The following is a 21439-nucleotide window of genomic DNA, read 5'->3' as shown; positions in this document are numbered from 1 at the left end:
TTTTTAATGCTGCTTATTTTACAAGCCATTAACCGGCCCAAACCGCTGTCGCCCGCCACTACCCAACCTTTTGTCTCGATATTAATTGCGGTCCGTAACGAAGAACATACCATTATCCGGTGCCTCGAAGCCATTGCCCGTCAGAACTACCCGGCGCACAAAATTGAAATATTAATCGGCGACGATGGCTCTACAGATAATACCTACGCGGTTATTCAGAACTATATCCGGGACAAAGCTTTTTACCGTTGCATCCGGATTAAAGAAAAATTAGGGCAGGCGCGCGGCAAAGGCAATGTACTGGCCCATCTTACCCGTTTGGCTACTTCTGATTATTATTTTATTACCGATGCTGATATTGCCGTGCCGGCAAACTGGATCCAAAATATGCTGGCGGGCCTTAAAACTAAAAAAACCGGTATTGTTACGGGCGTTACCACCATTGCCGGAAAAAGCATTTTTGAGCAATTGCAGGCGCTGGATTGGGTAAATGCCATTGGGCTCATGCAAGTTGTTTCGGATTTAAACTGGCCAGTAAGCACGATGGGCAACAACATGCTTATTACCCGCGCCGCCTACGAATCTACGGGCGGTTACGAAAACATGCCTTTTTCGGTAACCGAGGATGTACAACTCTTTAAACGGGTCGTAAAAAATGGTTTCGGCTTTTTGAATATTTTTGATGCAGGGGTTTTAGCTTTATCTACGGCGGCTCCCAATTGGCCGGCTTTGTTGCACCAGCGCAAACGCTGGATGCAGGGACTCTGGTTTTTACCCTGGTACATGGGCGCGCTGTTAGTTATTTACGCTTCTTTCTACGCTTTTTGCCTGCCCTTTTTTGCCTACGTACCCGCCCAGGTGGTTTTAGGAATTTATTTAGCCAAATTAATTCTGCAAACCTGGTTTATTAAGCAGTGCTTGCACCGGCTACGTTTACAGTACAGCTTGTTTAGCGTTATTCTCTTTGAGTTTTATGCGTTATTTTTGTCTTTAGTTACCATTTTGTTTTTTCTGCTTCCCTTTAAATTTAAGTGGAAAGAAAGAAAATATTAAAGTTTACACCTCGTTAAATTCCATTATGTCGCGGTTAACCTATATCGATTCGCATGCCCATATTTACGCCGAACAATTTAAACCAGACCGGCAGGAAGCTATCCGGAAAGCAACTGAGGCCGGCGTAGCTGCCATTCTGATGCCCAACATCGATCATACCTCGGTAGATGTTATGCTCCAGACCGAAGTTGATAATCCGGGCGTTTGCCAACCCATGATGGGTTTGCACCCGTGTTCGGTACTAAAAGATTTTCAGCGCGAATTATACCGGGTAGAGCATTGGTTAAACAACCGTAAATTTATAGCCATCGGCGAAACCGGCATTGATTTGTACTGGGATAAAACTTTTATAGCCCAGCAGCAAGAGGCATTGCAGGTGCAGGTAGAATGGGCAAAAGCTTACAATATTCCCATTGTTTTACATACCCGCGAGGCTTTTAACGAAGTTTACGACATTATTCAAAAAAACCAGGACGGTTCTTTACAAGGCGTTTTTCATTGTTTTTCCGGCACCCCCGAAGAAGCTGAAAAAGTAATAAAGTTAGGTTTTTATTTGGGTATAGGTGGGGTGGCTACTTTTAAAAATGGCGGCTTAGATAAAGTATTGCCCCAAATAGATTTAGATTGGCTGTTGCTCGAAACGGATTGCCCATATTTGGCCCCGGTACCGCACCGGGGCAAGCGCAACGAGCCGGCTTACCTGCCTTTGATTGCGCAAAAAATCGCTGACCTAAAGAATATTCCTTTAGCAGATGTGGTGGAAAAATGCACCACCAATACACAAAAACTCTTTAATTTGCAGCATGGATATAAGGAAAATACACCTTAATACGGCTATGACGCTCGAACCGGAAGGTTCGGTGCTTTTAATATATACGGGGGGCACCATTGGGATGGTTTATGACCGCAGTGGCCGCCACCTGGTACCTTTTAATTTCGAAGAAATTTCGCAACGCATGCCCGAACTGCGGCAACTAAATATTTCTTTGTCGCTGATTAGTTTTGAAAACCCTATTGATTCGTCCAACATTACCGACGAAGACTGGATTAAGATTGCCGGCATTATACAGGCCAATTACGAAGAATACGATGGCTTTGTAATATTACACGGCACCGATACCATGGCCTACAGCGCCTCGGCCTTAAGTTATTTGCTCGAAAACCTGCAAAAACCGGTGGTGTTTACGGGAGCCCAGGTACCTATTGGTAAAATGCGCACCGATGCCCGCGAGAATTTAATTACTGCTTTGGAAGTGGCCGTTTCTACGCGCAAAGGCAAGTGCATTGTACCGGAAGTTTGTATTTTGTTCGGCGATTTACTTTTACGCGGTAACCGGTCTAAAAAAGTAGAAAGCCGGCATTTTAATGCGTTTAAAAGTACTAACTATCCGCCCTTGGCCCACGCCGGTGTAGAAATTGAGTACCACTCCATGATGTTGCTGCCTTTCCCGACGGGTACTTTTAAGGCACACCAAAAACTCGAGAAAAATATTGTCCGGTTGCGGTTGTTTCCCGGCTTGGCCGAGCGGGTAATCCGGAATTTATTAGCGACCAAAGGCTTAAAAGGAGTGGTGCTGGAAAGCTACGGATCAGGCAATGCGCCTACGGCACCCTGGTTTTTAAATGCCATTCGGGAAGCCATAGACCGCGGTACGTTTATTTTAAATGTAAGCCAGTGCGATGGGGGCCGGGTAGAACAAGGTATGTACCAAACGAGTAAATACCTCCGCGATTTGGGCGTAATTGGGGGCGTAGATATTACCAGCGAAGCCGCGGTAACGAAACTCATGTATGTATTGGGCTTGGGTTTGCCACCCGAACAAAGCCGGCGGTTGCTCGAAAGCAATTTGCGTGGCGAAATTTCTTTGCAGCCTTTATAGTCCTTTTATAGTCTTTAGGCCCTTTTAATAAAAGAATAAATTTGTTTGCTGCCGATTTAATCTATTAATTTGCACCCACAAACAGAGAGGTGTCCGAGTGGTTGAAGGAGCACGCCTGGAAAGTGTGTATACCTCAAAAGGGTATCGTGGGTTCGAATCCCATCCTCTCTGCTGATTATATTATATATAAGCAGTATAAGCCTTTAAATCAAAGATTTAAAGGCTTTTTTATTTTCCCTGCTCCGCCAAATCATGCATTTAAACCCATAATTTACCAGCGTCATTCGTGGCGTCTTTTTAGGTAAAAAAATGCGCTAGAAAATAACAATAAGTTATTGATATGTAATGTGTTAATGACGTAAATGTCTTGTTTCAAAGGAGCTGTATTCCGAAATTTATTTTAAAATGGAGGAATTATTATGGAAAAGAGCTTCGGGTTGTTTTTCTTTCTAAAACAACCTGAAAATTAAACCACCGGTCAAAAGTACGTTTACCTGCGCCTTACCGTAGATGGTGCTGCCCGAGAAATATTTGCCAAAATATTGTGGGAGCCTGCCCGCTGGAGTGCAGAAGCCAGCAGGGCTAACGGCTCGAAGGAGGATGCCAAGTCGCTCAATCAGTACCTGGAAACTTTACGCACCAAAGCGCATGAAGCTCGGAGAACCTTACTGGAAGCGGATAAGCTAATAACGGCAGAGGACTATCAAGCAGGAACTTACCGGAAAGGAAGAAAATAAAAGGATAGTGTTGGCCGTCTTTCAGCAGCATAATAAGCAAATGGAGGCGCTGGTTGACCGGAAATTTGCGCCCGGTATCTTAGAGCGTTATCGAAGCTCGCTGGCCCGTACCAGTTCGTTCTTACAATGGAAATATGGGGTAGCTAATTTGTCAATTCAGCAACTTGATTAAAATTTTATTTCCGAATATGCTTTCTGGCTGAAGAGAGTGCGCTATTGCAGCCACAATACTACCATGAAATATCTGAGTAACTTTAAAAAAAGTGATTTTGCATTATGTGCGGAATGGCTGGCTTAATCGGGAGTCTTTCCTGGGGTTTAAAATGAACAAAAGAGAGGCAAATGCGCGTATCACGGGCAATTTTGGTAAAAATGGGGATAAGACTTCTGCTGAAGTTATGATGAATTCTCCCTCTGTGTAAGGCCGCACCATTCTTTTTCCCTCTTTTCTGAGCCTACATAGGGGATTCAACCACTGGTTCCTGCCTTGCTTTATTTTGGTTTTTGGGCTTCCTGCTTTTCCGAAGGCTCGGTTATTTGCCTTTTTGCTTTTAACAGGTTATGATTCAGTCGCTGCAAGTTGCTATCATAAATATTGATGGTTTTAAACCGTAGATTGGCCTCAATATAATGCTTTTGTTCTTTGTCTTCCTGGATTAAGGTGACGGCTTGGCCGTTACCTTTCCGCAAAGATTCCATTAAGCGGCTTTTTCCCGGCTCTTCCTTTAATTCTTTGATGGGATGTTTGGCCAGTGCTGCCTCCAAATCAAAGCCATAGTTCTGGTGAAACTGTTTTTATTTTAAAGTTGCCGTTCGGAACTTGCTAAACAGATAAAAACCTTACGGCTAAACAGAAGTTCTATTTCAAAGTTACTCCCAATGTAATTGAATTAGAAATTAAACCATTGTTGCGGCTATAGTGGCCGTACCGGATTTCTACGGTATTCAGTTTGTTTATACCTAGTAAGCCTGAGGCAGAATTTAGTCGCAGGTTGAGTCCGGCCAAATGGCTGTTGAATTGAGACAGGTCGTAATCGCTGGTATAAAATGCCTGTTGTGGCCCGTGTTCTTGGTACCCGGCAAAATAATCGGCCGCTGTTTGAGTATAAAACCGGTAAAAGGGGCTCAGCGATAAAAAGGGCGTTAATTTATAAGGAACTTCTAATTCGGCCGTATGGGCGGTAATGCCCCAGTCATCGGTATAAAAGCGGTAGAAGGAACGGAGAACCACGCGGTCGGTAGCAAAATAGTTAAACCGTATACCGGCCGGAATTTTTAAGCGTTGCGCTGGCAAATGCTCTACGTGCACCGACTTATCCTGGAAATATACCCGCTGGTAAGGCGTTGCCAGTTGCCCCGATTGGTAAGCCAGGTCCAAAAGCAGGGAAAGTTGCATCCGTTTGTTAATAACCTGCGTTAGCACAAAAGAGGCATTGTAGGAGTTGCGGGGTTTGGAGCCGGAAGCTTCCGGGTTAGGAATGAGGCCGGCATCGGTTGGCAAGGTGCGCAATTCAATGGGGTAAATAATTTTCCATGTATCTAAATACGCGCCCAGCGTTAAGCCAAATTCCCGATTATGATCCTTGGAAAACCGGCTAAAATTTAAACTGGCGCCTTTGGAGAAGTAGTCGTACTCCCTGGACATAGATAAACTTGCTCCCACAGCATAACGCTTTTCCTCATCCAGGCGGGTCCAGGTAACACCCGGATAAAAACGGTTATCAGAGGCCGAGGCGGAGGAAATAGTAGTGGGGTCTATCCGATCGGAGGAAGCCGAAGTGTAATGGTCGATGCCGGCTTCCAGCCGCAGCGTGTGTAAACGGTTCCGATAATCGGTTCGGGTAAGGGAAATATCAAAAACCGAAGAAAGGTCCGTTAACTTTTCGGTACCGATACCACCCGTAACAGCCGAGTTGTCGCCATCCTGGCTGTAATAACTAGAAACAAAGTTTACTTCCTCTACCTTCAGTTTCCGGCTTTTAAAAGAATCAGAATCGGGTGGAGCCGTTTGGGCAAAGGAACTAAGGATGGAGAGAAAGAAAAAAGAGGCGCTCAGGCAAATTTTTTGCATGGTCTTAATACATTAATTAGTTGCAGCCGCAGCCTCCGCCGGTCTTGCCGCCGTTCGCCCCCGAAGCACCCTCGCGGTACAGCATGTAGTTCATTTCGGTTTTCTCTACCTTTCGGGCCGACAGGCCCATCTCGGCATCGTTCAGGTACATTTTGTTATACTCCTTTACCGATTGACAGGAAAACAGGCTACCGGCGGCCAAAGGAAGGAGCAATAAGAGCAAGCGTTTAAGAGAAATCATGGGGTAAGTCTTACGTTGTCGGAATAAAATATTCGGTTGTGGTCATCTACTAAAATACAGGCAATATTCTTCATCTGGTTAATAAGGGCCAGGCCTACTTTAACTCCCATCACCATCATGGGCGTAGCCATAGCGTCGGCCAGTTCGGCATTGGGGCAAAGAATGGTTACACTTTTAATGCCGGTTACGGGTAAACCAGTTCTGGGATTGATGGTATGGCTGTAACTTTTTCCGTCAATCATAACATATTTTTCGTAGTTGCCGGACGTGGCCACTGCCATATCAGTAATGTTAAACTGGGAGAAAGGCTGGTGGGCTGCATTCGGATCGGCGATGCCAATGGTCCAGGGCTGGCCGTTGGGCTGAGTGCCCCAGGCCGTTAAGTCGCCGGCGGCGTTTACAATACCGCTTTTTATGCCCATCTGCTGCAATACCAACTTAGCCCGCTCGGCGGCATAACCTTTGCCAATGCCGCCAAAACCAATGCGCATGCCGGGGTATTTCAGCAAAACACTTTTTTCTTTGGGGTTCAGCACCACGTTTTTGTAATTCACCAGCCGCACCGAAGCGCGTGCTACTTCGGCCGATGGTAATTTTTTCAGGCTGGTGTCAAAGTTCCAGAGGCTCTTGTCTACGCCCCCGTAGGTGATGTCGAAAGCACCCTGGGTAAGCTCCGAAATACGCAAAGACCGGGCAATCAGCTCATATACTTCGGGTGAGGGCGTAAAAGGAGAGATGCCCGCCAAGGCATTTATCTTATTTGTTTCGCTGGTATCGGCAAAAGTGGTGAGTAGTTTTTCTATCCGCTGGATTTCGGCTACGGCCATGTCGAGGCTTACATTTGCCTCTTCTTCGTCTTTGGCCAAAACGGTAAGTTCAAAACGGTTGCCCATTAGCTTTTGTACCCGGCGGTATAAGCCGGATGCCGTTTGGTAAAGGACTGCTCCGGTTTTCACTTACTGGCAGTTTGCAATAATGATATAAAATTCGAAGCAGTTTTAGCTGGAATGCCTTCCCACTTCATTATAACTTTCCCATCAGCATTCAGGAGCAAGGTAAGCGGAAAAGCGCCGGCTTTGTTGTATTCTTCGGCTAATTTTTCGTTCAGCGCTTTTTGCTTCGGGTCTAATTGGTTTTTTTTCAGCCGCGGAAAATCAGCGTTCACCAATACCAGGTGCTGGTCGGCATAGGTCTGGAATGCCTGGTTTTCAAATATCTCTTTTTCCAGTTTAATGCAAGGTCCGCACCAATCCGAACCCGAAAAATTAAGCAGAATCTGCTTATGGTCTTTTTTTGCTTCGACCTCTGCTTGATTTAAATCAGTACGCCAAGCAATAGGTACTCCCGAGAATAAGAAGCTGATAAAAAGGATAATTAAGTGCATAATAAATATAATTTAATTATATAACGTCTAGGTATTTAATGAAAACTAGAATAATGTAAGATACTTATAAAAAAACGTTTTGTATGGAAAGTTATTATTGATTTATCTTTATTTGAATCTGCTTCCTAGTCAAGTTTGCCCAAGATATGATTTCTTCTTTTTGAGTCCGAGTCAGAACCGCATCCCGATGAATGAGGGTATACGACGAAAGCGGCATACTACCCTCTTCCTGGGATTCGATTACTTCTTCCAGTTTATGGTTTTGCTTCTTAGGAGGATAGGTTAAAAATTCATCAAAATTTAATTCCTCTTTACCTTCGTTTATATGATTCGCCAAAAACCAGGCTACCGGTTGTACTTCGGCGTACCATGGATATCGGGTGTTATTACTGTGACAGTCATAACAAGCTTTTTGAAAAGTCAATTCCACATTTTCCGGAATAACATACCATTTTTTTATGGCCTGGGGCTGAACTTGAATTGAGATATTTTTCTCTGGTTGAAAGAATTGAATAATTACGAATACGAGTAATAATCCAAGAATTATTTTCTTTAACATGTATGGTTTTTTTATGATTTTGACTTAGATTTTTTTAGTTAAAGCTTTTAAAAATCGGTTCATTGGCATATTTTTATTACAAACAATAAAGTAAATATTTTTAGCATTATTGATTATCATCCGGCCAGCGAAACACCAACAATCTTCCCGATAATATAGGTTATAGCTGCGGCTCCTAAACCAAAAAAGATCTGCCGGAAACCGGAGTGCCAGATGCTTTTTCCGGTAAATAAAGTTATAGCCGCACCAATAATAAATAGCCCTACGGTACTGAATAGCACGCTCTGAATAACGGCCGGCAAGCCGGTGGTATAGAAAAAAGGAATAACCGGAATGATAGCGCCAATGGCAAACAGCAGAAAAGAAGTAATGGCAGCTTCCCAGGCAGAGCTTTGCAAATCGGCAGCGTTGATGCCTAATTCTTCTTTAACTAATATTTCGTGGGCGTGGCTGGTGTTGGTTATGGATTCTTTAGCCATCCGGAATGCCTGTTCTTCGGGTATGCCTTTGGCTATATAAATAAGGGCCAGTTCCTGCATTTCTCCTTCCGGATTACTTTCTATCTCCAGCATTTCCAACTCCATCTGCCGCTCATATAATTCCTGGGAACTCTTTACCGAAATCCATTCTCCCAATGCCATGGATAGGGCGCCCGCCAGCAAACCAGCCAGGCCCGCCAGTAATACCCCGCTGCCGCCACTGGTGGCGCCGGCTACGCCCATCACCAGGCTCATGTTAGAAACCAGCCCGTCGTTGGCACCCAGCACAGCGGCCCGCAGTGCATTGCCCCCAATAGTTTTATGTTTACCTTCGAGGCGGGCAATATTTTCGCCGGTAACCTTACTTTGGTTATTTAACAGGGTTTGCAGGATTTTAACATGGTTGGCTTCATCGCCTGATACCGGCAAGTGGTTCTTCTCCTTTTGCGCCAGCTGCGCTGCCATTATACTTTTTTCCGTATCCATCAGAACCCCGATAACATAGCCGTACCCGAATAGCCTGCCAATCTGGTTAAGTAATTTCGCCCGCCAGGAGGGAGGTGGTAATATAATATGGGTGCCTTCTTGCTCTAACTTCTTAACCATTTTAGATGCATGCTCATGTTCTATGCCGGATAAGGTTCGGAAAAGGTCTGCAATGGCAGGGACTTCTTCTGCCGCCGCCAGCCGCCCGTACAAGTAAGCCGCATCTACCTCGGTCTGCAGGCTGTCCGTATATTTTTTATCTTCTCTGGGTTTCATAATTACCTATTAACAGTCCTGTAAAATAAGGGACTTTGTTTAAATCAGGCAGTATTTAAGTTGTAATAACGTTCTCGGCTTCTATTCTTCTTCGGCTTTGTTTTTTTATTTCATGAAAGGCGTAAGCGCCTTTAATTACAAATGTCTGGTTTTCCGGGTGCGGCAGCACGGTACCCGGCTGCAAGGCGGTATAGCCGTGTTCGGAGTTGCCGGTCTGGGCTTCCACCGTTTAAAATATGCCGCTATCCTGAGTGGCAAATATATATTGCTTGCCGCCAAACTGCACAATGGCCGCTTCGGGTAAAGCATAAGTCCCATGGCGCTGCACTTCAATCTCGGTGTTCATAAACATGCCAGGTATTAGGGCGGCATCTGCTTTTTCTAAATGGCAGTGTACTTCCACGGCCCGGTCCTCGGCAACATCTTTGCCAATGTAAACAATTTCGGCCGGGTACTTTTTTCTCTGGCTGGTTAGCCCGGTAAGCCAATATTTTTTGCCCGATTGATTTGTGCGATGCGGGCTTTTACCTCTTTTATTACCTGGTTGTTGTTGGCTCCTTTCAACATCATTACCACCACCCCGGCTAATTCACCCTGGTCGTTGTAGGTCATGGCGCCAAAGCGGGTGGCGTGGCCAAAATCCACCTCCGCCACATCGCGCAGGTAGAGTGGCGTATTATTGGCCGTTTTTTTCAGGGCGATACCCCGGACGGATATCGTCGAGGCTGCCCAGCAGGCCTTCGCTGCGGATAAATAATACGGTGGGGCCTTTATCAATGTAGGAACCGCCGGTATTCTGGTTATTATTTTACAGAGCCGTGAATACATCCGCAATGGTTAAACCATAAGATTTTAGACGGGCCGGATCTACAGCAATCTGGTACTGTTTCAGGTAACCGCCGAAACTACTTAAATCGGCTACGCCCGGTACCCCCAGTAATTGCCGCCGCACAATCCAATACTGGATGGTGCGCAATTCCATGGCATTGTATTGTTTCTCGTAGCCTGCTCTGGGCCGCACCATATAAGGGTAAATCTCGCCTAAGCCGGTGGTTACGGGTCCCAGTTCGGGGGGCTACCCCCGCCGGAATTTGCGATTGCACGGTTTGCAGGCGTTCCGCTACCTGTTGCCGGGTCCAGGGTATGCCCAAGGAAAAACAGAGAAAGAAACATCAGCAGCTTTTAGGCGGTTGCCAGATTGTGGAAAGAAATTGGAAGGTCCGGAAGCCCGTTTAGGGCCTGGAAATAATCCGGAATAATAGCCTGAGGGGTAAAGTTTAAGACCGGGAAGAATGCCAGCATAAAAAAACCGGTCGTAGGTGAAACTACAAAACCAGTACCTTTTAAAGGTAACTGCTGATTGCGGGTATAATCAGCATCTTTGTCATTGCCGTTAAGATAATACCGGACCAGGAGTTGAAAGAAATTAATTTCCTTATCCAGTATTTAGTGCTCCCGGTAGTGCTCCACCAGTACCGGCGCCTGTTGCAACTGCCGAAAAGCGGTGCCGGTGCAGGTATATACCAAAAGGAGCAATATGGCAATCAGCGGTCTCACCATTATTAAGTTCATGCCGCAATGATTGCTGCGAAGCAGTTAAATGTTTGTTCAGGGCAGCGTCAAAATATTTTAAATCGGCAGGTTGTACTTTATAACCCGATGTATATTTTATTTTGTTTTTCTTTTCTGGTGGCAATAAATCATTTACCATTAACTCCAATATCAGTTCCGGTTTATGCCCAACTATTCTGGCTAGTTCTTGGTTTAGCCTCTTATTATTACCAGAACCACACAACGAAATAAATGAATAATGCTGGAGGTGCTGCTTAGCTAGCCGGAGAAAGGCTTTAAGGGGGGTGGCTATCCGGCCAGCCCAGACAGGGGATATCAGGAATACCTGGTTATATAGCTCCCAGTCGATAGCCGGCGCTACAATCCTGGGCGTTCTTCTGAAAAGTACATCCAGTAGCATGCCAAAGCCAGTCCGGGGGCTAGGTTCTATTATTTCTCGGAGGTCGGCATCTAGCCTTTTTTGTAGGTGCTGGGCCAGCAACCGGTTATTCCCGGAAAAAGAATAATAAACGATTAAGGTTTTCATGTTTGTTAAGCTTAATTAAGTACTTGATATCAAGCATGGGCTAGTAGTACTAGTGCTATTCCAATTAAACTTTTAGAATTATTTTGTAAGCAGGATGGTAAAAAACGGGCATTTTTTAATTCTTAATTTGTAATTTTTAATTTGGCGAAGCACTAGATTCAAGCGGTAATTTCTTCCAAGAGCTTCTTTCGCTTTATTATTTCTGAAAATTTCCTGATGAATTGGCTAGCAAGAGAGAAGGTTATTTATTATTTAACCTTTGCTCCGGAGATAAGTGATTTTTTACAGCTTTGCGGGTAGAAATAAAAAGTTGATATCTTTCTTCCACCCGGCTTATGGTAATGATTTCGGCGTAGAGCCAGAAACTGGTTAGTAGCAATAAAGCAAATTTGATTAGTTCGGTAAAGGCATATATGGCCGGCAGATAAGATAAAGGCGGGTATTCCCACTCCAAGGAACTAAGAAGCAAAGGAGCCAGCAAGATACCTTTGAGGAGAAGCAGTATCCCCAGGAATAATGCCATCAGCCAAACCTTCCGAGAAGGATTAAACAAGAAAAGAAACAGGGCTAATGCTCCGAGTAAAAATAATTCAAACTGAGCAGAAAAGCCCACCAAAGTACTACCGGTTGAGACATCAAAAAGGAATGGTATTTTTGGTAAAATTTCACCTGCTACCAGGGCTGCCCAGCACCAAAGAATAGCAGCCACTACTAACCAAATAATTTTACGCTTTTTCATGATGATTCTATATTTAGAAGGTTCAAATGAATTGTGTTTCTTCGGGAAGAGTAGGTATAAACCTGGTTACTCAAAATGAGCTGTTTTTTAATTAAAGACTTTTCTAAACATTTTAAAAATTCGTGGTTTCAGGTATATTTAGAAGGTCTTAGTGGCGCTGTAGTATCGTTGAAGCCAGAGCAGTTTTGATTCTAATGGTAGGGATTGCTTTAGAGGAAGATTGTATCAACTTAAGCTACTAACCAAAAAAAGTTTCTGCCAACCGATTTTCTGCTTTAACTTCCTCATGGTAGTCAAAATAACTTAACGATAACAATATTTCCAGAACCGCTGCAGTTACTTGATTTAGCAATTCTTGTTTTTCAAGTTTTATAGCCTCCTCCTTACTATTTGCCGGAGCAGAAACTGGCAAACTACCATTTTTTGTCGTAGTTGTTTTTGCTGTTCCTGGTTGAAGCATAACTATTTTATTCTGGTTTAAACCATATATTTCTATTAATTCATTAGCAATAATGTTGTTTTCAGCAATAACTACATCAGATTTTTCAAGCCCATATTTTTCTATTTCATTTAACCACCCACCGTTTTTAAAGCTGGTACGCATAGAGGTTAAGTCGGAGACCTGTACCACTAATTTTTTACCGGTCCGCAACTTAAGCTCCGTACCTGCCAGGTAAGTAGGTAAATCATGAGCATATATTAAATTAAAGTTATTAGGAGAAGCAAAACGGCTGGTATACCGGGCATACTGTATAATTTGGGATGGCATGCTTAATTGATGAAACTCCTCCGGCTGAAACAAATTTGGTTTTATAAGCAGTTGGTGGCTATCTGGGCTGTTTGCCTCCCAAACCGAACCAGTAGAAACATCTTCTCCGGAAAATTTTGGCCTTTTTTGGGCATTCTCCTGACCTGTATAAACGGGGGGGCCATACCAAGGAATAACCGCCGGGGCATGATGCTGATTGGTAAATGGAAAAATTTCACTTTTGGGATTACTAACCGGCATAGCCTCCAGACTAATATTATTTAAACCGGTTATTTTTAAATTTTTTGTTGTTGAAGGTATATCGGATAAAGGTATAATTAAAGATACTTTTACCCATTTATCCAATGCTTCTGCTGTATTAATACTGGTTATTCCTGTACTTTCCTGATTTGAAAAAGGCTTATTCCAGCCTAAGAGCATAATTCTCATTGTTGCCTCATTTTTATTTTGTTTAATTTTAAAATGCTGAATGCAATTTTTTTAAGTGTTATGCGAGCAAAAAATCCGGTAAAAATTTGGGCTGATTTTTATATTTTTTTTGTGATTACTTCTTTACGGGTGCTGCCGGGGGGCATTGCCTTTTCTGGAGAAATCGTGGATTGCCGGAGGCCCTGTGGTGTCGTAGTCTTATAATAATTGGTATTGCTTCGACAACCTATTGTATGATTTGGCCTAAATTTTCATATCAAACTTAAACATCCCTAACCAGTAATTAAATGAATATTATCAGCTATAAAACTGATTTACATCATGTTAAATTGATAACCAACTTTATTAGAGGTTGGTTATTAATTTTGAGATAGGATAGGGGGGATTTGACACCAGCTATTAAAGTTCAATCCTTAATCTTGATTTATTCTGTTATACCTATTTAACCATTTTTAAATAACGGGTAAAGATTAAGGCATCAATTTTCTAGGGTAATTACTTTAAAGCATAAACCTTCCGGAAGTTAATAGCTTTATTAGCTATTAACTTCCGGAAGGTACGCGTGATTTGAGTAAACCAAATTGCTATGTAGATTGATTTAAAAATATTTAATCCACAGTAAATAAAGGCATATAAGAAAGGATGTTTTATGTTATAACTTATAATGCCGATAAATTTTAGTTAAATGAAAACTAATAAATAATAAGGCAATCTTTAACAGCATTAATGAAAAAGCCCTGACGTTTTGGTCAGGGCTGATAAGATTACTATTTTAATAAGCTGGATAGTTATGGTTTATCGTTGAATTAACAATCGTTGGGAGGAGATACCTTGTTCGGTTTGAAGCTTAAGCAGGTAAACGCCTTTGGCATAACCAGCTATGTTTACCTGCAGCGCAATTTCTTTATTTAACTGGGCCTGCCCGACAGCCAATGTTTTTACTTTAGCCCCTCTAATATCATAGAGTTCTAAGGTGTATTTACCAGCAGCTTTTAAACTAAAGTTTACGGTTGCTTTATCTGTGGCCGGGTTGGGGTAAACCGTTAATTTGTTAAGTGTTGGTGCCAAAGCATCCTCTATGGCATTGGGTGTACGGACCAGCAGAACAGGTGGCCTGCCTACTTCAATTTTGATTTTAAGCATTGCCTGTGCTCCCGCAGCGTCAGTCACCATTATGGTGTAAATTCCTTCTTGGGCAAAAGGCAAATCTTCGGTTTTGGGTCCATAAGCAAAAGGTAAGCTTCCAAAATAGTCACCAGTAACCCAAACAAAGCTATATGGGGCAGCGCCACCCACTACGGTTAAGTCTATTGAACCATCGCGTGCCCCGGGAGCAGATACATTCTGATGAGTAGCGGAAAGTGAAAGCGGTGTATTGGGGGAAGATATTATAACAGTAGTAGTTGCTTGGCGGCCAAAAGCATCGGTTACTACTACGCTATAAATGCCGGCAGGTATTCCCGTTAAATCTTCGGTAGTAGCCCCGTTGCTCCAGCGGAAAGTAGCCGGCGTCACTCCCCCAACCACCGTTAAATCTATGGCACCATCGCTGTAACCTTCCCGGGTAACGTTTTGGTGCGAGGTAACTACGCGTAAGAAATCATTTTTTACCCCTACGTATATATTAGAAGTGGCGGTACAATCCCAAGCATCAGTTACGGTTACACTGTAACTGCCCGGAGAAGCAACTGGTAAGTCTTGGGTAGTAGTTCCGGAATTCCATTTATAGGTATAGGGCGGGGTCCCGCCAATTACGGTTAAATCAATGGCACCGGCACCGTTAAAAGCTCCCCACATGCCGTACCAGGGTTCGGCCTGAGTTATTTTAGTAGTAAGTGCCATATCGCAAGCTCCACCTGCGGGAATTAAATTTAATACTGGCTCGGGCCATGCCCTGGGATTAAATTCTTGCAACCCCAATCCCAATTGACCATTAAAATTATTTCCCCAAGTAAAGACGGTGCCATTGGCAGAAAGAGCCATAGAATGTTCAAACCCGGCCGAAATAGCCGTAATGTTGTTAAAATAAGAATCATTTATTGCCACTGGTTCGGCAATTCCTTCCGGTGAAGCAAAATATAAATTACCATTTCCTAATTGTCCGTATTTTCCCCATCCCCAACTATAAACGGTACCATCTGATTTTAAAGCTAAGGAATGAAAGCCACCAGCCGCAATAGCTTTTATATCCGAAAGCTTATTAACCTGCACCGGCTCGGCCAAACCATATGGGGGTGATGTATTGTAAAATATGCCATTGCCCAAATTGCCAAATCCCCCAAAACCCCAGGTATATACCGTACCATCTGATTTAAGAGCCATTGAATAATTGAACCCCGCGGCAATTGCGGTTATACCAGAAAGGTTTTTTACTTGAACTGGCTCCAGACTATTATTATAATTTCCGTTTCCTAACTGACCAAAGCTGCCATTTCCCCAGGCATAAACGGTTCCGTCACTTTTAAGAGCCAGAGAATGGCGGCCACCAGCCGCGATAGCCGTAATACCCGAAAGACCGGTAACCGGCACCGGCACAAGGCTATTATTAGGAATATCATTCCCTATCTGACTTTCTTCATTAAATCCCCAAGCATAAACGGTACCGTCAGACTTAAGAGCAAGCGAATGTGAGTAGTCTCCGGCAGCAATGGCTATTATATTGGATAAGCTATTTACTTGTACCGGTACTCTACTGGTGTTGGTTGTACCGTTCCCTAACCGCCCGCCCCAGGCATATACTTTACCATCCGCATCTAAGGCAAGGGTTTGGCTATGTCCAGAAGAAACACTCACAATAATTTTGTGAGCTAAAGCGCCATACCCGGAAATATAGACAGGAACCCGCCTGATGGCTGGGGTGCCATCACCAACAAAGCCTCCTGCTCCCCAACCATAAAGGTCACCGGCAGCTGTAATGGCAAAAGAATTTAAACTGGTACTACTGCCATTACTCAATAATTGCGAATACATCGTTAAGGGTGATATCAGGCAAAGAATAGTTAAAACTGCTAGGAGCCTTGTGGCAGATAAGTACTTTTTGGAAAGGCGAAAAGTACTATTTAATAATATGGAAGGAAGTAGTAAAGGTGCTGTTTCCATAATTTTAGTTTTTTTAATTTTTAGAATACTGAGAGGATATAAATCCCTCTGCCTGGGATGGTAGAGTAAGGGAATGACAAGAAAATTGACCAGCTTAGCTCCAAGTAACAAGCTTACCTCCTGGGTTTAGCGCCCAATCAACAGTCGCTGAGAAGAAACGCCTTTGTCCGTTAGGAGCTTCAGCAGGTAAATCCCTTCCGCATAATCCGCCGCGTTCACTTCTACCATTACCGCTTTATTGGCCTGAGCCTGCCCGGCCGCCAGGGTTTTTACTTTAGCCCCCCGGATGTCGTACAAATCCAAAGTGTACTGGCCAGCCTTTGCCAAACTAAAGTTTACCGTTGCCCGGTTAGAGGCTGGGTTGGGATAAGCTGCAAAGCCGGTTGAAGGGGCGAGTAAATCAGCAGCCTCGGGTTGACGGGCCATTATACTCGGGTTAGGGCCAACTTCTATCAGTACCATCGCCGCGGACATGACGCCATTGGCATCGGTTATCCTTACCTCATACCAACCCGGGCCAACATTATGCAAACCTTCCGTTTCCGCCCCGGTATTCCAACGGTAGGTGAATGGCCGGAGCCCGCCATATACGGATATAGCCACCGAACCATCCTCTTTCCCGGCTGCCGATACATTTTGGGGCGTAAGCATGATGACCGGGCTGCGGCCCACTTCTACCAGTACACTGGCGGTAGCGGTAGCACCATTCGCATCGGTTACTGTTACCTCATACCTGCCCGGGGCTGCATAATGTAAATCCTCGGTAGTAGCCCCGGTATTCCAGCGGTACGTATAGGGGGCTACCCCATCGTAGACGGTTAAATCCACGGCGCCATCCTTTTTCCCATCCGCCGATACATTCTGATGGTCAATAAACAAGGAGAACGGGTAAGAACCATCCGAAACATACACGCTTGTAGTAGCTTGCTGGCCGACAGCATCCCTAACCGTAACCCGATGGACCCCAGGGTTCAATCCGGTTAAATCTTCGGTAGTTTGCCCCCTTACCCACGCGTAGGTATAAGGCGGAACGCCGCCCACCACTGTCACGTCAATGGACCCATTACTGCCACCCCACGTACCGCTACGAGAAACATCTTTGTGGGAGGAAAGCACGCGCAGGAAATCGTTCTTGACGCCAACGTAAACCGTGGTGCTGGCCCTGCAGCCACTGCTGCCATCGGTAACCGTTACCGTGTAATTACCCGGAGAAACCAAGCCTAAATCCTGGGTAGTAGCGCCATTATTCCATTGGTAGGTATAAGAGCCGTTGCCGCCGGTTACGGTTAAATCAATGGAACCGGCACCGTTTACAGGTCCCCACATGCCGTACCAAGGCTCGGCCTGGGTAACCTTGGTGGTTAAAGCTAAAGGACAAATGAGAATAGGTACTGGCCTTATTGCAGCAGCGCTGACGGTGGCGGTTAAATAATTAGAACAATTATCTGAACTGCCGTATTCTACTATATACAGATTAACTGCGTTACCAGTAGCCGCATTTTCCTCCTTATGTAAATCCTGCCACTGTCCAGCCAGATTCATGGTCAGATATTCCTCTTCACCGGCATTATTGGGTTCTCCGGGCGCCCAATTACTGTAGCTTAAGGGCCGGTCGGCTTCCGGGCCAGTAACCCAGCGCCAGGTTCCTTCTTCCGCCGCATCGCTAGCTCCTAACCAGGCGCTGGGCCCTAAAGCAGAAGTTTCTAATTTTTGGCGGATAATTTCATTCTCTTCAGCGGAGGTAATAGTAGCCAGGTAGCCTTTCTGGCCATTATAAGAACGGGCTCCTACCTGTGCCATGGCATCCTGCCAGGAAAGCTGAGCATTTACCTGAATAACTTCATAGAAGTGCTCCTCTCCGTTAATGAGGAAGGGTGCCCCCAGGCGGGTTTCCGGTTCTTTTTTTAAAGTATACGTAAAAGATACCGGCCCAATATATCCTTGAATAAGAGATATACCGAACATTTTATCGGTCTCAGAATAACCAACTATCCCTATCCGGATATCGCCATAATACAGGAATCTACTGGGAAAGTCTGCCAGTTCTAGTTTTTCGGTATCGTTGGCCTGCAACTTAGCCAATGTAAAACTTAAACCTGTATTCCAACTAACTGGTCCTACAAAGTCGTCTTTCGCAATTTGGTTACAGAAGCCTTGCGCTAATGTGGTATGTGCATATAAGTTTAGCAACAGAAATGAGAGAAAATAAGGTATAGCTTTCTTCATGATTTTTTTAGTTTATGGTTCAGACATACAATTACAGGTAAGCATGTGTGTAATACTTTAAATTAAAATATTATGGGCTTTATTGTAAGTTTTTACAGCAGTATATGGTTTAAGTAAAGTTATAATTAATATTAAAATATTACAATAAATTAAGCCCTTTTAATAAATCTCCCACCAAGTAAGCCAGGGCAGCAGCGGCCCCTCCGAGTAAAAGTGTTTCCAGGCCCGAAGAATACCAGGGCTTATTCACAAACTTGCTTTTAATGGCGCCCACGGCCAGGAATGCCAAACCAGTACTGATACTGCTCCAGAAGAAGGGGTTAGCTAATTGGTGCTGGGAAAGGTAATTCCACAAAAACGGAAATACGGGAATAAAACCAACTACCAGAAAGGCAATAAAGGTAGCCAGAGCAGCTTTCCAGGCAACGGTTTCGGTGGGGGTCAGGCCAAATTCTTCCTGTAGCATGGTGTTGGTCCACTGGGTTTTATCGGCCGTGATAATGGCAACGGCCTGGTCCAGGTTCTCCCCGGCAAAGCCTTTTTGCGCATAGATTTGCCTGATTTCTGCTCTTTCCGCTTCCGGGTTTTGTTGAATTTGGGTTAATTCCTCGGTTCGTGTCTTTTGAAGAAATTGGTTTTGGGTTTTAGCTCCCAGGTAATTGCTCACGGCCATACTGAACCCATCGGCCAGCAAATTGGCCATGCCTAGTATAATTACAATCCGGGGCGACAAATCGGCTCCAGCTACCCCCGACACCACGGCAAAAGTAGTTACCGCTCCGTCTACCGCCCCATACACAAAATCTTTCAGGTAGTTATTTTTATTCCGGTTATTCAGGGGCGTACTTACCTTATTCAGCTTCGCTGTTATATCCCGAATCGAACTTCCGGCAAAAGGAGAGGACGGTTTTTGGGTGTTCATCATGGGTGCACATTAGTAATCGCAAAATCAGTTTACCTTTAAATAATAAACTACCTGGCTCTTGGGTTGGGTTAATTTTTGCAGGTAAATGCCCGTAATAAAGCCAACCGAAAGGCCAGCCAAAATCCCGCCCAAAACGCCTGAAATAATGATTAAGGTTAGCGAGGTGTTTTCGTCAGGCCACGAGGCAGCTAGGTAAATCCAGCCTAGTCCCAAACCCCAACCCAAAGCATTGGCTAGAATCCATTTACCCGCCGCCGGTACATATTTTCTTAAAGAAAACCATTGGAACAAACCAAACAAGGCACCCACCAACAAGCCCATCCCCACCGTAAGGGAAGATAAAACCAAAGGATTTTCCAGCGCCGCAGCAGGAGCCTGAGGAGAATTATTAGCAGTAGCCTCCAGGAAGAAAAGGGAAGGTAACATCCCTAAAAACCAGCCCAGCATTGCCACAGCCACGGTCCAGCCCACCCACTCACTAACTGGTAACCGGGGAATTCGCTCTTGCAGAACCCGCCATTGCAGATAACCCAATAAACTGCCTTCCACAGCTCCGGCGACCAGCATGCAACCCAAAACAATTAGCTTTTGCGGCAGCGTAACAGGTTCGCCGAGCGTATGATTTACGGCGAACGCAATAACGCCGGCAGCACCAATACCCAGCAATTCGCCCAAAGCACAGTGCATCATCCATTTGCGGGCGTATCTACCGGGCGATTTCATAAGAATTAGTTTTGGCTAAGGTGGGCTGTAACGTTCCGGATTGGTTTATAGCCTGGTTAAAAGTTACATCGGTTACTTCCAGTTTAAACCAGGTAAAATCACCGGTTTTAAGTTTCCAGGTTACCTCAGATTTAGTGGGCACCCGGATGCCACTGAATTCCCGGTAACTATTCGGGCCAACGGTTACCAACCAGTTTTCTAGGGTAGGGCCTTCTTGCCGTTCGTAATAGCGTTTGGCTTCAAAACTAATAACATCGCCGGCGGGGTTAAATCTGAAAATGCCTGCTGCCGTAACGCCACCATAGCTCATAGTAGCTCTAGCGGCAGTTTCGCTTAATTGCTCCCAGTGAATGTAGTTCCGGAGGGCTGCCGTCGGAAACCAAACCATCTCGCCCAAATAGCGCAACAGCGTGCCCTGGTCGGTTTCTTTTCCTTTGGCATCAGCTACCGGGTAAAGCGAAAGTAGTTTAATCAGCATATGCCCGCGGCCATTTTCGTATTTATCTCTCCCGGCCAGGTGCAGCATGGGAGCTGCTTTTACATCGGCTACCCAAATAAAGCCGGGTTTAGCAATGGTAAAATATTCATCGGCTGTTACGGGCATCCATTTGCCTTCGGGGGTAGTCCGCATTTCGCCGCGTTGCAGCAGGTGTACCGATTGAATATTTTCCTTGCCTATAACTCGGGAGCGATTCAGCCACTTTTGCACCACCGGGGGCAAATCCGATAGCATTTCCTGGGTAATTACTTTTCTTTCCGGACTGACCTGGTTATTAAACTTTTTAAGTTCTTGGGTAATGGTGGTGTTAAAGTTCCAGGAACCGTATGCTAGTATTATTCCCATACCAATAATCAGATTGGCTAAGGTTCCAAATTTTGCTTCGGGCCAGTACAGAATAATTAAAGCTTGCGAAAGCACCAGCCCAGCCGCAGCTAACATCCACCACCAATCTTTTTTAAGCCAGAACAGAAGAGCGGATGCCAAAAACAAACCACCTGCTATCAGCCAAGCTAAACCCATAAGCCGGATGGCCTCAGTGGGCAGCGGAAATATAGTTTTGCCCGTAAGTTGCGGCATAGAAGCCAACCGGAAAGCACTTACAAAACCCAGCAGGTGGATTAGTGCGTGCAAAATCATTATAAGTAGAAAGGCAAATCGGAACATGACGGATCGGATTAGGGTAAACAACGGCTTAGGACATGATGAAGCTGAGGCGTTTTAAAATATAGCGTTTAAGATTATTTGCCTCCTTTGAAAGGCGTAT

The 21439-nt window shown here is 44.7% G+C and carries 20 protein-coding genes, 1 tRNA gene and 2 pseudogenes; 6 read left to right on the top strand and 17 right to left on the bottom strand.

Annotated features, from left to right (window positions below):
• Positions 1-6 precede the first annotated feature (6 nt).
• The 6 genes and pseudogenes from ACO1R6_RS00885 to ACO1R6_RS00860 all read left to right on the top strand — a co-directional run bounded on the left by ACO1R6_RS00885 (position 7) and on the right by ACO1R6_RS00860 (position 3842).
• Positions 7-1053, top strand: a complete 1047-nt coding sequence (locus ACO1R6_RS00885) for a glycosyltransferase (RefSeq protein WP_486261529.1) — start codon at positions 7-9, stop codon at positions 1051-1053.
• A gap of 25 nt (positions 1054-1078) precedes the next feature.
• A complete protein-coding gene (locus ACO1R6_RS00880; RefSeq protein WP_486261527.1) occupies positions 1079-1882 on the top strand; it encodes a TatD family hydrolase in 804 nt (267 codons plus the stop codon).
• Positions 1883-1889: 7 nt separating this feature from the next.
• A complete protein-coding gene (locus tag ACO1R6_RS00875) occupies positions 1890-2933 on the top strand; it encodes an asparaginase (protein WP_486261525.1) in 1044 nt (347 codons plus the stop codon).
• Between the two features lie 83 nt (positions 2934-3016).
• Positions 3017-3104: transfer RNA gene (locus tag ACO1R6_RS00870), tRNA-Ser, on the top strand.
• A gap of 317 nt (positions 3105-3421) precedes the next feature.
• Positions 3422-3670 (top strand): annotated as a pseudogene (locus ACO1R6_RS00865) (Arm DNA-binding domain-containing protein); the annotation flags it as partial.
• Between the two features lie 40 nt (positions 3671-3710).
• Positions 3711-3842, top strand: coding sequence for a hypothetical protein (locus tag ACO1R6_RS00860; RefSeq protein WP_486261523.1), 132 nt, complete (start codon positions 3711-3713; stop codon positions 3840-3842).
• A gap of 320 nt (positions 3843-4162) precedes the next feature.
• Here the strand turns inward: ACO1R6_RS00860 and ACO1R6_RS00855 are convergent, their stop codons facing one another.
• The 17 genes and pseudogenes from ACO1R6_RS00855 to ACO1R6_RS00775 form a co-directional block, all read right to left on the bottom strand.
• Positions 4163-4435 (bottom strand): hypothetical protein, encoded by a 273-nt coding sequence (locus ACO1R6_RS00855; protein ID WP_486261521.1) that lies wholly within the window; start codon positions 4433-4435, stop codon positions 4163-4165.
• 94 nt (positions 4436-4529) lie between these two features.
• On the bottom strand, positions 4530-5741 hold the full coding sequence (locus tag ACO1R6_RS00850) for a DUF3570 domain-containing protein (protein WP_486261519.1): 1212 nt from the start codon (positions 5739-5741) through the stop codon (positions 4530-4532).
• Between the two features lie 16 nt (positions 5742-5757).
• Positions 5758-5982 carry a DUF4266 domain-containing protein gene (locus ACO1R6_RS00845; protein WP_486261517.1) on the bottom strand — a complete coding sequence of 75 codons (225 nt, stop codon included), beginning with the start codon at positions 5980-5982 and terminating at the stop codon, positions 5758-5760.
• Complete coding sequence (locus ACO1R6_RS00840; RefSeq protein WP_486261515.1) at positions 5979-6938, bottom strand: FAD:protein FMN transferase; 960 nt, start codon at positions 6936-6938, stop codon at positions 5979-5981. Before ACO1R6_RS00840 ends, ACO1R6_RS00845 begins: the two co-directional genes overlap by 4 nt.
• Positions 6935-7366, bottom strand: a complete 432-nt coding sequence (locus ACO1R6_RS00835) for a thioredoxin family protein (protein WP_486261513.1) — start codon at positions 7364-7366, stop codon at positions 6935-6937. The genes ACO1R6_RS00840 and ACO1R6_RS00835 overlap by 4 nt, the downstream gene beginning before the upstream one ends.
• Positions 7367-7460: 94 nt before the next feature.
• Positions 7461-7925: a heme-binding domain-containing protein gene (locus ACO1R6_RS00830; RefSeq protein ID WP_486261511.1), complete on the bottom strand. Its 465-nt coding sequence runs from the start codon at positions 7923-7925 to the stop codon at positions 7461-7463.
• A gap of 116 nt (positions 7926-8041) precedes the next feature.
• Positions 8042-9166, bottom strand: coding sequence for a VIT1/CCC1 transporter family protein (locus tag ACO1R6_RS00825; RefSeq protein WP_486261509.1), 1125 nt, complete (start codon positions 9164-9166; stop codon positions 8042-8044).
• Positions 9167-9221: 55 nt separating this feature from the next.
• Positions 9222-9392, bottom strand: a complete 171-nt coding sequence (locus ACO1R6_RS00820; protein WP_486261507.1) for a hypothetical protein — start codon at positions 9390-9392, stop codon at positions 9222-9224.
• A 272-nt stretch (positions 9393-9664) separates the two neighbouring features.
• Positions 9665-10299 (bottom strand): annotated as a pseudogene (locus tag ACO1R6_RS00815) (efflux RND transporter permease subunit); the annotation flags it as partial.
• Between the two features lie 302 nt (positions 10300-10601).
• A complete protein-coding gene (locus ACO1R6_RS00810) occupies positions 10602-11264 on the bottom strand; it encodes a flavodoxin family protein (protein WP_486261505.1) in 663 nt (220 codons plus the stop codon).
• Positions 11265-11505: 241 nt separating this feature from the next.
• Entirely contained in the window at positions 11506-12003 is a 498-nt protein-coding gene (locus ACO1R6_RS00805; protein WP_486261503.1) for a hypothetical protein, read from the bottom strand.
• A gap of 238 nt (positions 12004-12241) precedes the next feature.
• Positions 12242-13201, bottom strand: coding sequence for a glycosyltransferase family 4 protein (locus ACO1R6_RS00800; protein ID WP_486261501.1), 960 nt, complete (start codon positions 13199-13201; stop codon positions 12242-12244).
• Between the two features lie 795 nt (positions 13202-13996).
• Positions 13997-16171 (bottom strand): RCC1 domain-containing protein, encoded by a 2175-nt coding sequence (locus ACO1R6_RS00795; protein WP_486261499.1) that lies wholly within the window; start codon positions 16169-16171, stop codon positions 13997-13999.
• Positions 16172-16426: 255 nt separating this feature from the next.
• On the bottom strand, positions 16427-18526 hold the full coding sequence (locus ACO1R6_RS00790; protein WP_486261497.1) for a T9SS type A sorting domain-containing protein: 2100 nt from the start codon (positions 18524-18526) through the stop codon (positions 16427-16429).
• Positions 18527-18665: 139 nt separating this feature from the next.
• Positions 18666-19451, bottom strand: coding sequence for a VIT1/CCC1 transporter family protein (locus ACO1R6_RS00785; protein WP_486261495.1), 786 nt, complete (start codon positions 19449-19451; stop codon positions 18666-18668).
• 24 nt (positions 19452-19475) lie between these two features.
• Positions 19476-20174: a hypothetical protein gene (locus ACO1R6_RS00780; RefSeq protein WP_486261493.1), complete on the bottom strand. Its 699-nt coding sequence runs from the start codon at positions 20172-20174 to the stop codon at positions 19476-19478.
• The gene (locus tag ACO1R6_RS00775; RefSeq protein WP_486261491.1) at positions 20158-21306 is read right to left on the bottom strand and encodes a DUF6544 family protein; all 1149 of its coding nucleotides are present in this window, start codon (positions 21304-21306) and stop codon (positions 20158-20160) included. Before ACO1R6_RS00775 ends, ACO1R6_RS00780 begins: the two co-directional genes overlap by 17 nt.
• Between the last annotated feature and the right edge of the window lie 133 nt (positions 21307-21439).

This window comes from Adhaeribacter sp., assembly GCF_057359045.1.
The sequence above is the reverse complement of the archived record's forward strand: the minus strand, read 5'-3'. Positions and strand labels throughout refer to the sequence as shown.

Excerpts from the sequence above, each read along its gene's own strand:
- ACO1R6_RS00885 (WP_486261529.1), top strand. The coding sequence starts at position 7 with ATGCTGCTTATTTTACAAGCCATTAACCGGCCCAAACCGCTGTCGCCC.
- ACO1R6_RS00880 (WP_486261527.1), top strand. The coding sequence starts at position 1,079 with ATGTCGCGGTTAACCTATATCGATTCGCATGCCCATATTTACGCCGAA.
- ACO1R6_RS00875 (WP_486261525.1), top strand. The coding sequence starts at position 1,890 with ATGACGCTCGAACCGGAAGGTTCGGTGCTTTTAATATATACGGGGGGC.
- ACO1R6_RS00860 (WP_486261523.1), top strand. The coding sequence starts at position 3,711 with ATGGAGGCGCTGGTTGACCGGAAATTTGCGCCCGGTATCTTAGAGCGT.
- ACO1R6_RS00850 (WP_486261519.1), bottom strand. The coding sequence starts at position 5,741 with ATGCAAAAAATTTGCCTGAGCGCCTCTTTTTTCTTTCTCTCCATCCTT.
- ACO1R6_RS00845 (WP_486261517.1), bottom strand. The coding sequence starts at position 5,982 with ATGATTTCTCTTAAACGCTTGCTCTTATTGCTCCTTCCTTTGGCCGCC.
- ACO1R6_RS00835 (WP_486261513.1), bottom strand. The coding sequence starts at position 7,366 with ATGCACTTAATTATCCTTTTTATCAGCTTCTTATTCTCGGGAGTACCT.
- ACO1R6_RS00830 (WP_486261511.1), bottom strand. The coding sequence starts at position 7,925 with ATGTTAAAGAAAATAATTCTTGGATTATTACTCGTATTCGTAATTATT.
- ACO1R6_RS00825 (WP_486261509.1), bottom strand. The coding sequence starts at position 9,166 with ATGAAACCCAGAGAAGATAAAAAATATACGGACAGCCTGCAGACCGAG.
- ACO1R6_RS00810 (WP_486261505.1), bottom strand. The coding sequence starts at position 11,264 with ATGAAAACCTTAATCGTTTATTATTCTTTTTCCGGGAATAACCGGTTG.
- ACO1R6_RS00805 (WP_486261503.1), bottom strand. The coding sequence starts at position 12,003 with ATGAAAAAGCGTAAAATTATTTGGTTAGTAGTGGCTGCTATTCTTTGG.
- ACO1R6_RS00800 (WP_486261501.1), bottom strand. The coding sequence starts at position 13,201 with ATGAGAATTATGCTCTTAGGCTGGAATAAGCCTTTTTCAAATCAGGAA.
- ACO1R6_RS00795 (WP_486261499.1), bottom strand. The coding sequence starts at position 16,171 with ATGTATTCGCAATTATTGAGTAATGGCAGTAGTACCAGTTTAAATTCT.
- ACO1R6_RS00790 (WP_486261497.1), bottom strand. The coding sequence starts at position 18,526 with ATGAAGAAAGCTATACCTTATTTTCTCTCATTTCTGTTGCTAAACTTA.
- ACO1R6_RS00785 (WP_486261495.1), bottom strand. The coding sequence starts at position 19,451 with ATGATGAACACCCAAAAACCGTCCTCTCCTTTTGCCGGAAGTTCGATT.
- ACO1R6_RS00780 (WP_486261493.1), bottom strand. The coding sequence starts at position 20,174 with ATGAAATCGCCCGGTAGATACGCCCGCAAATGGATGATGCACTGTGCT.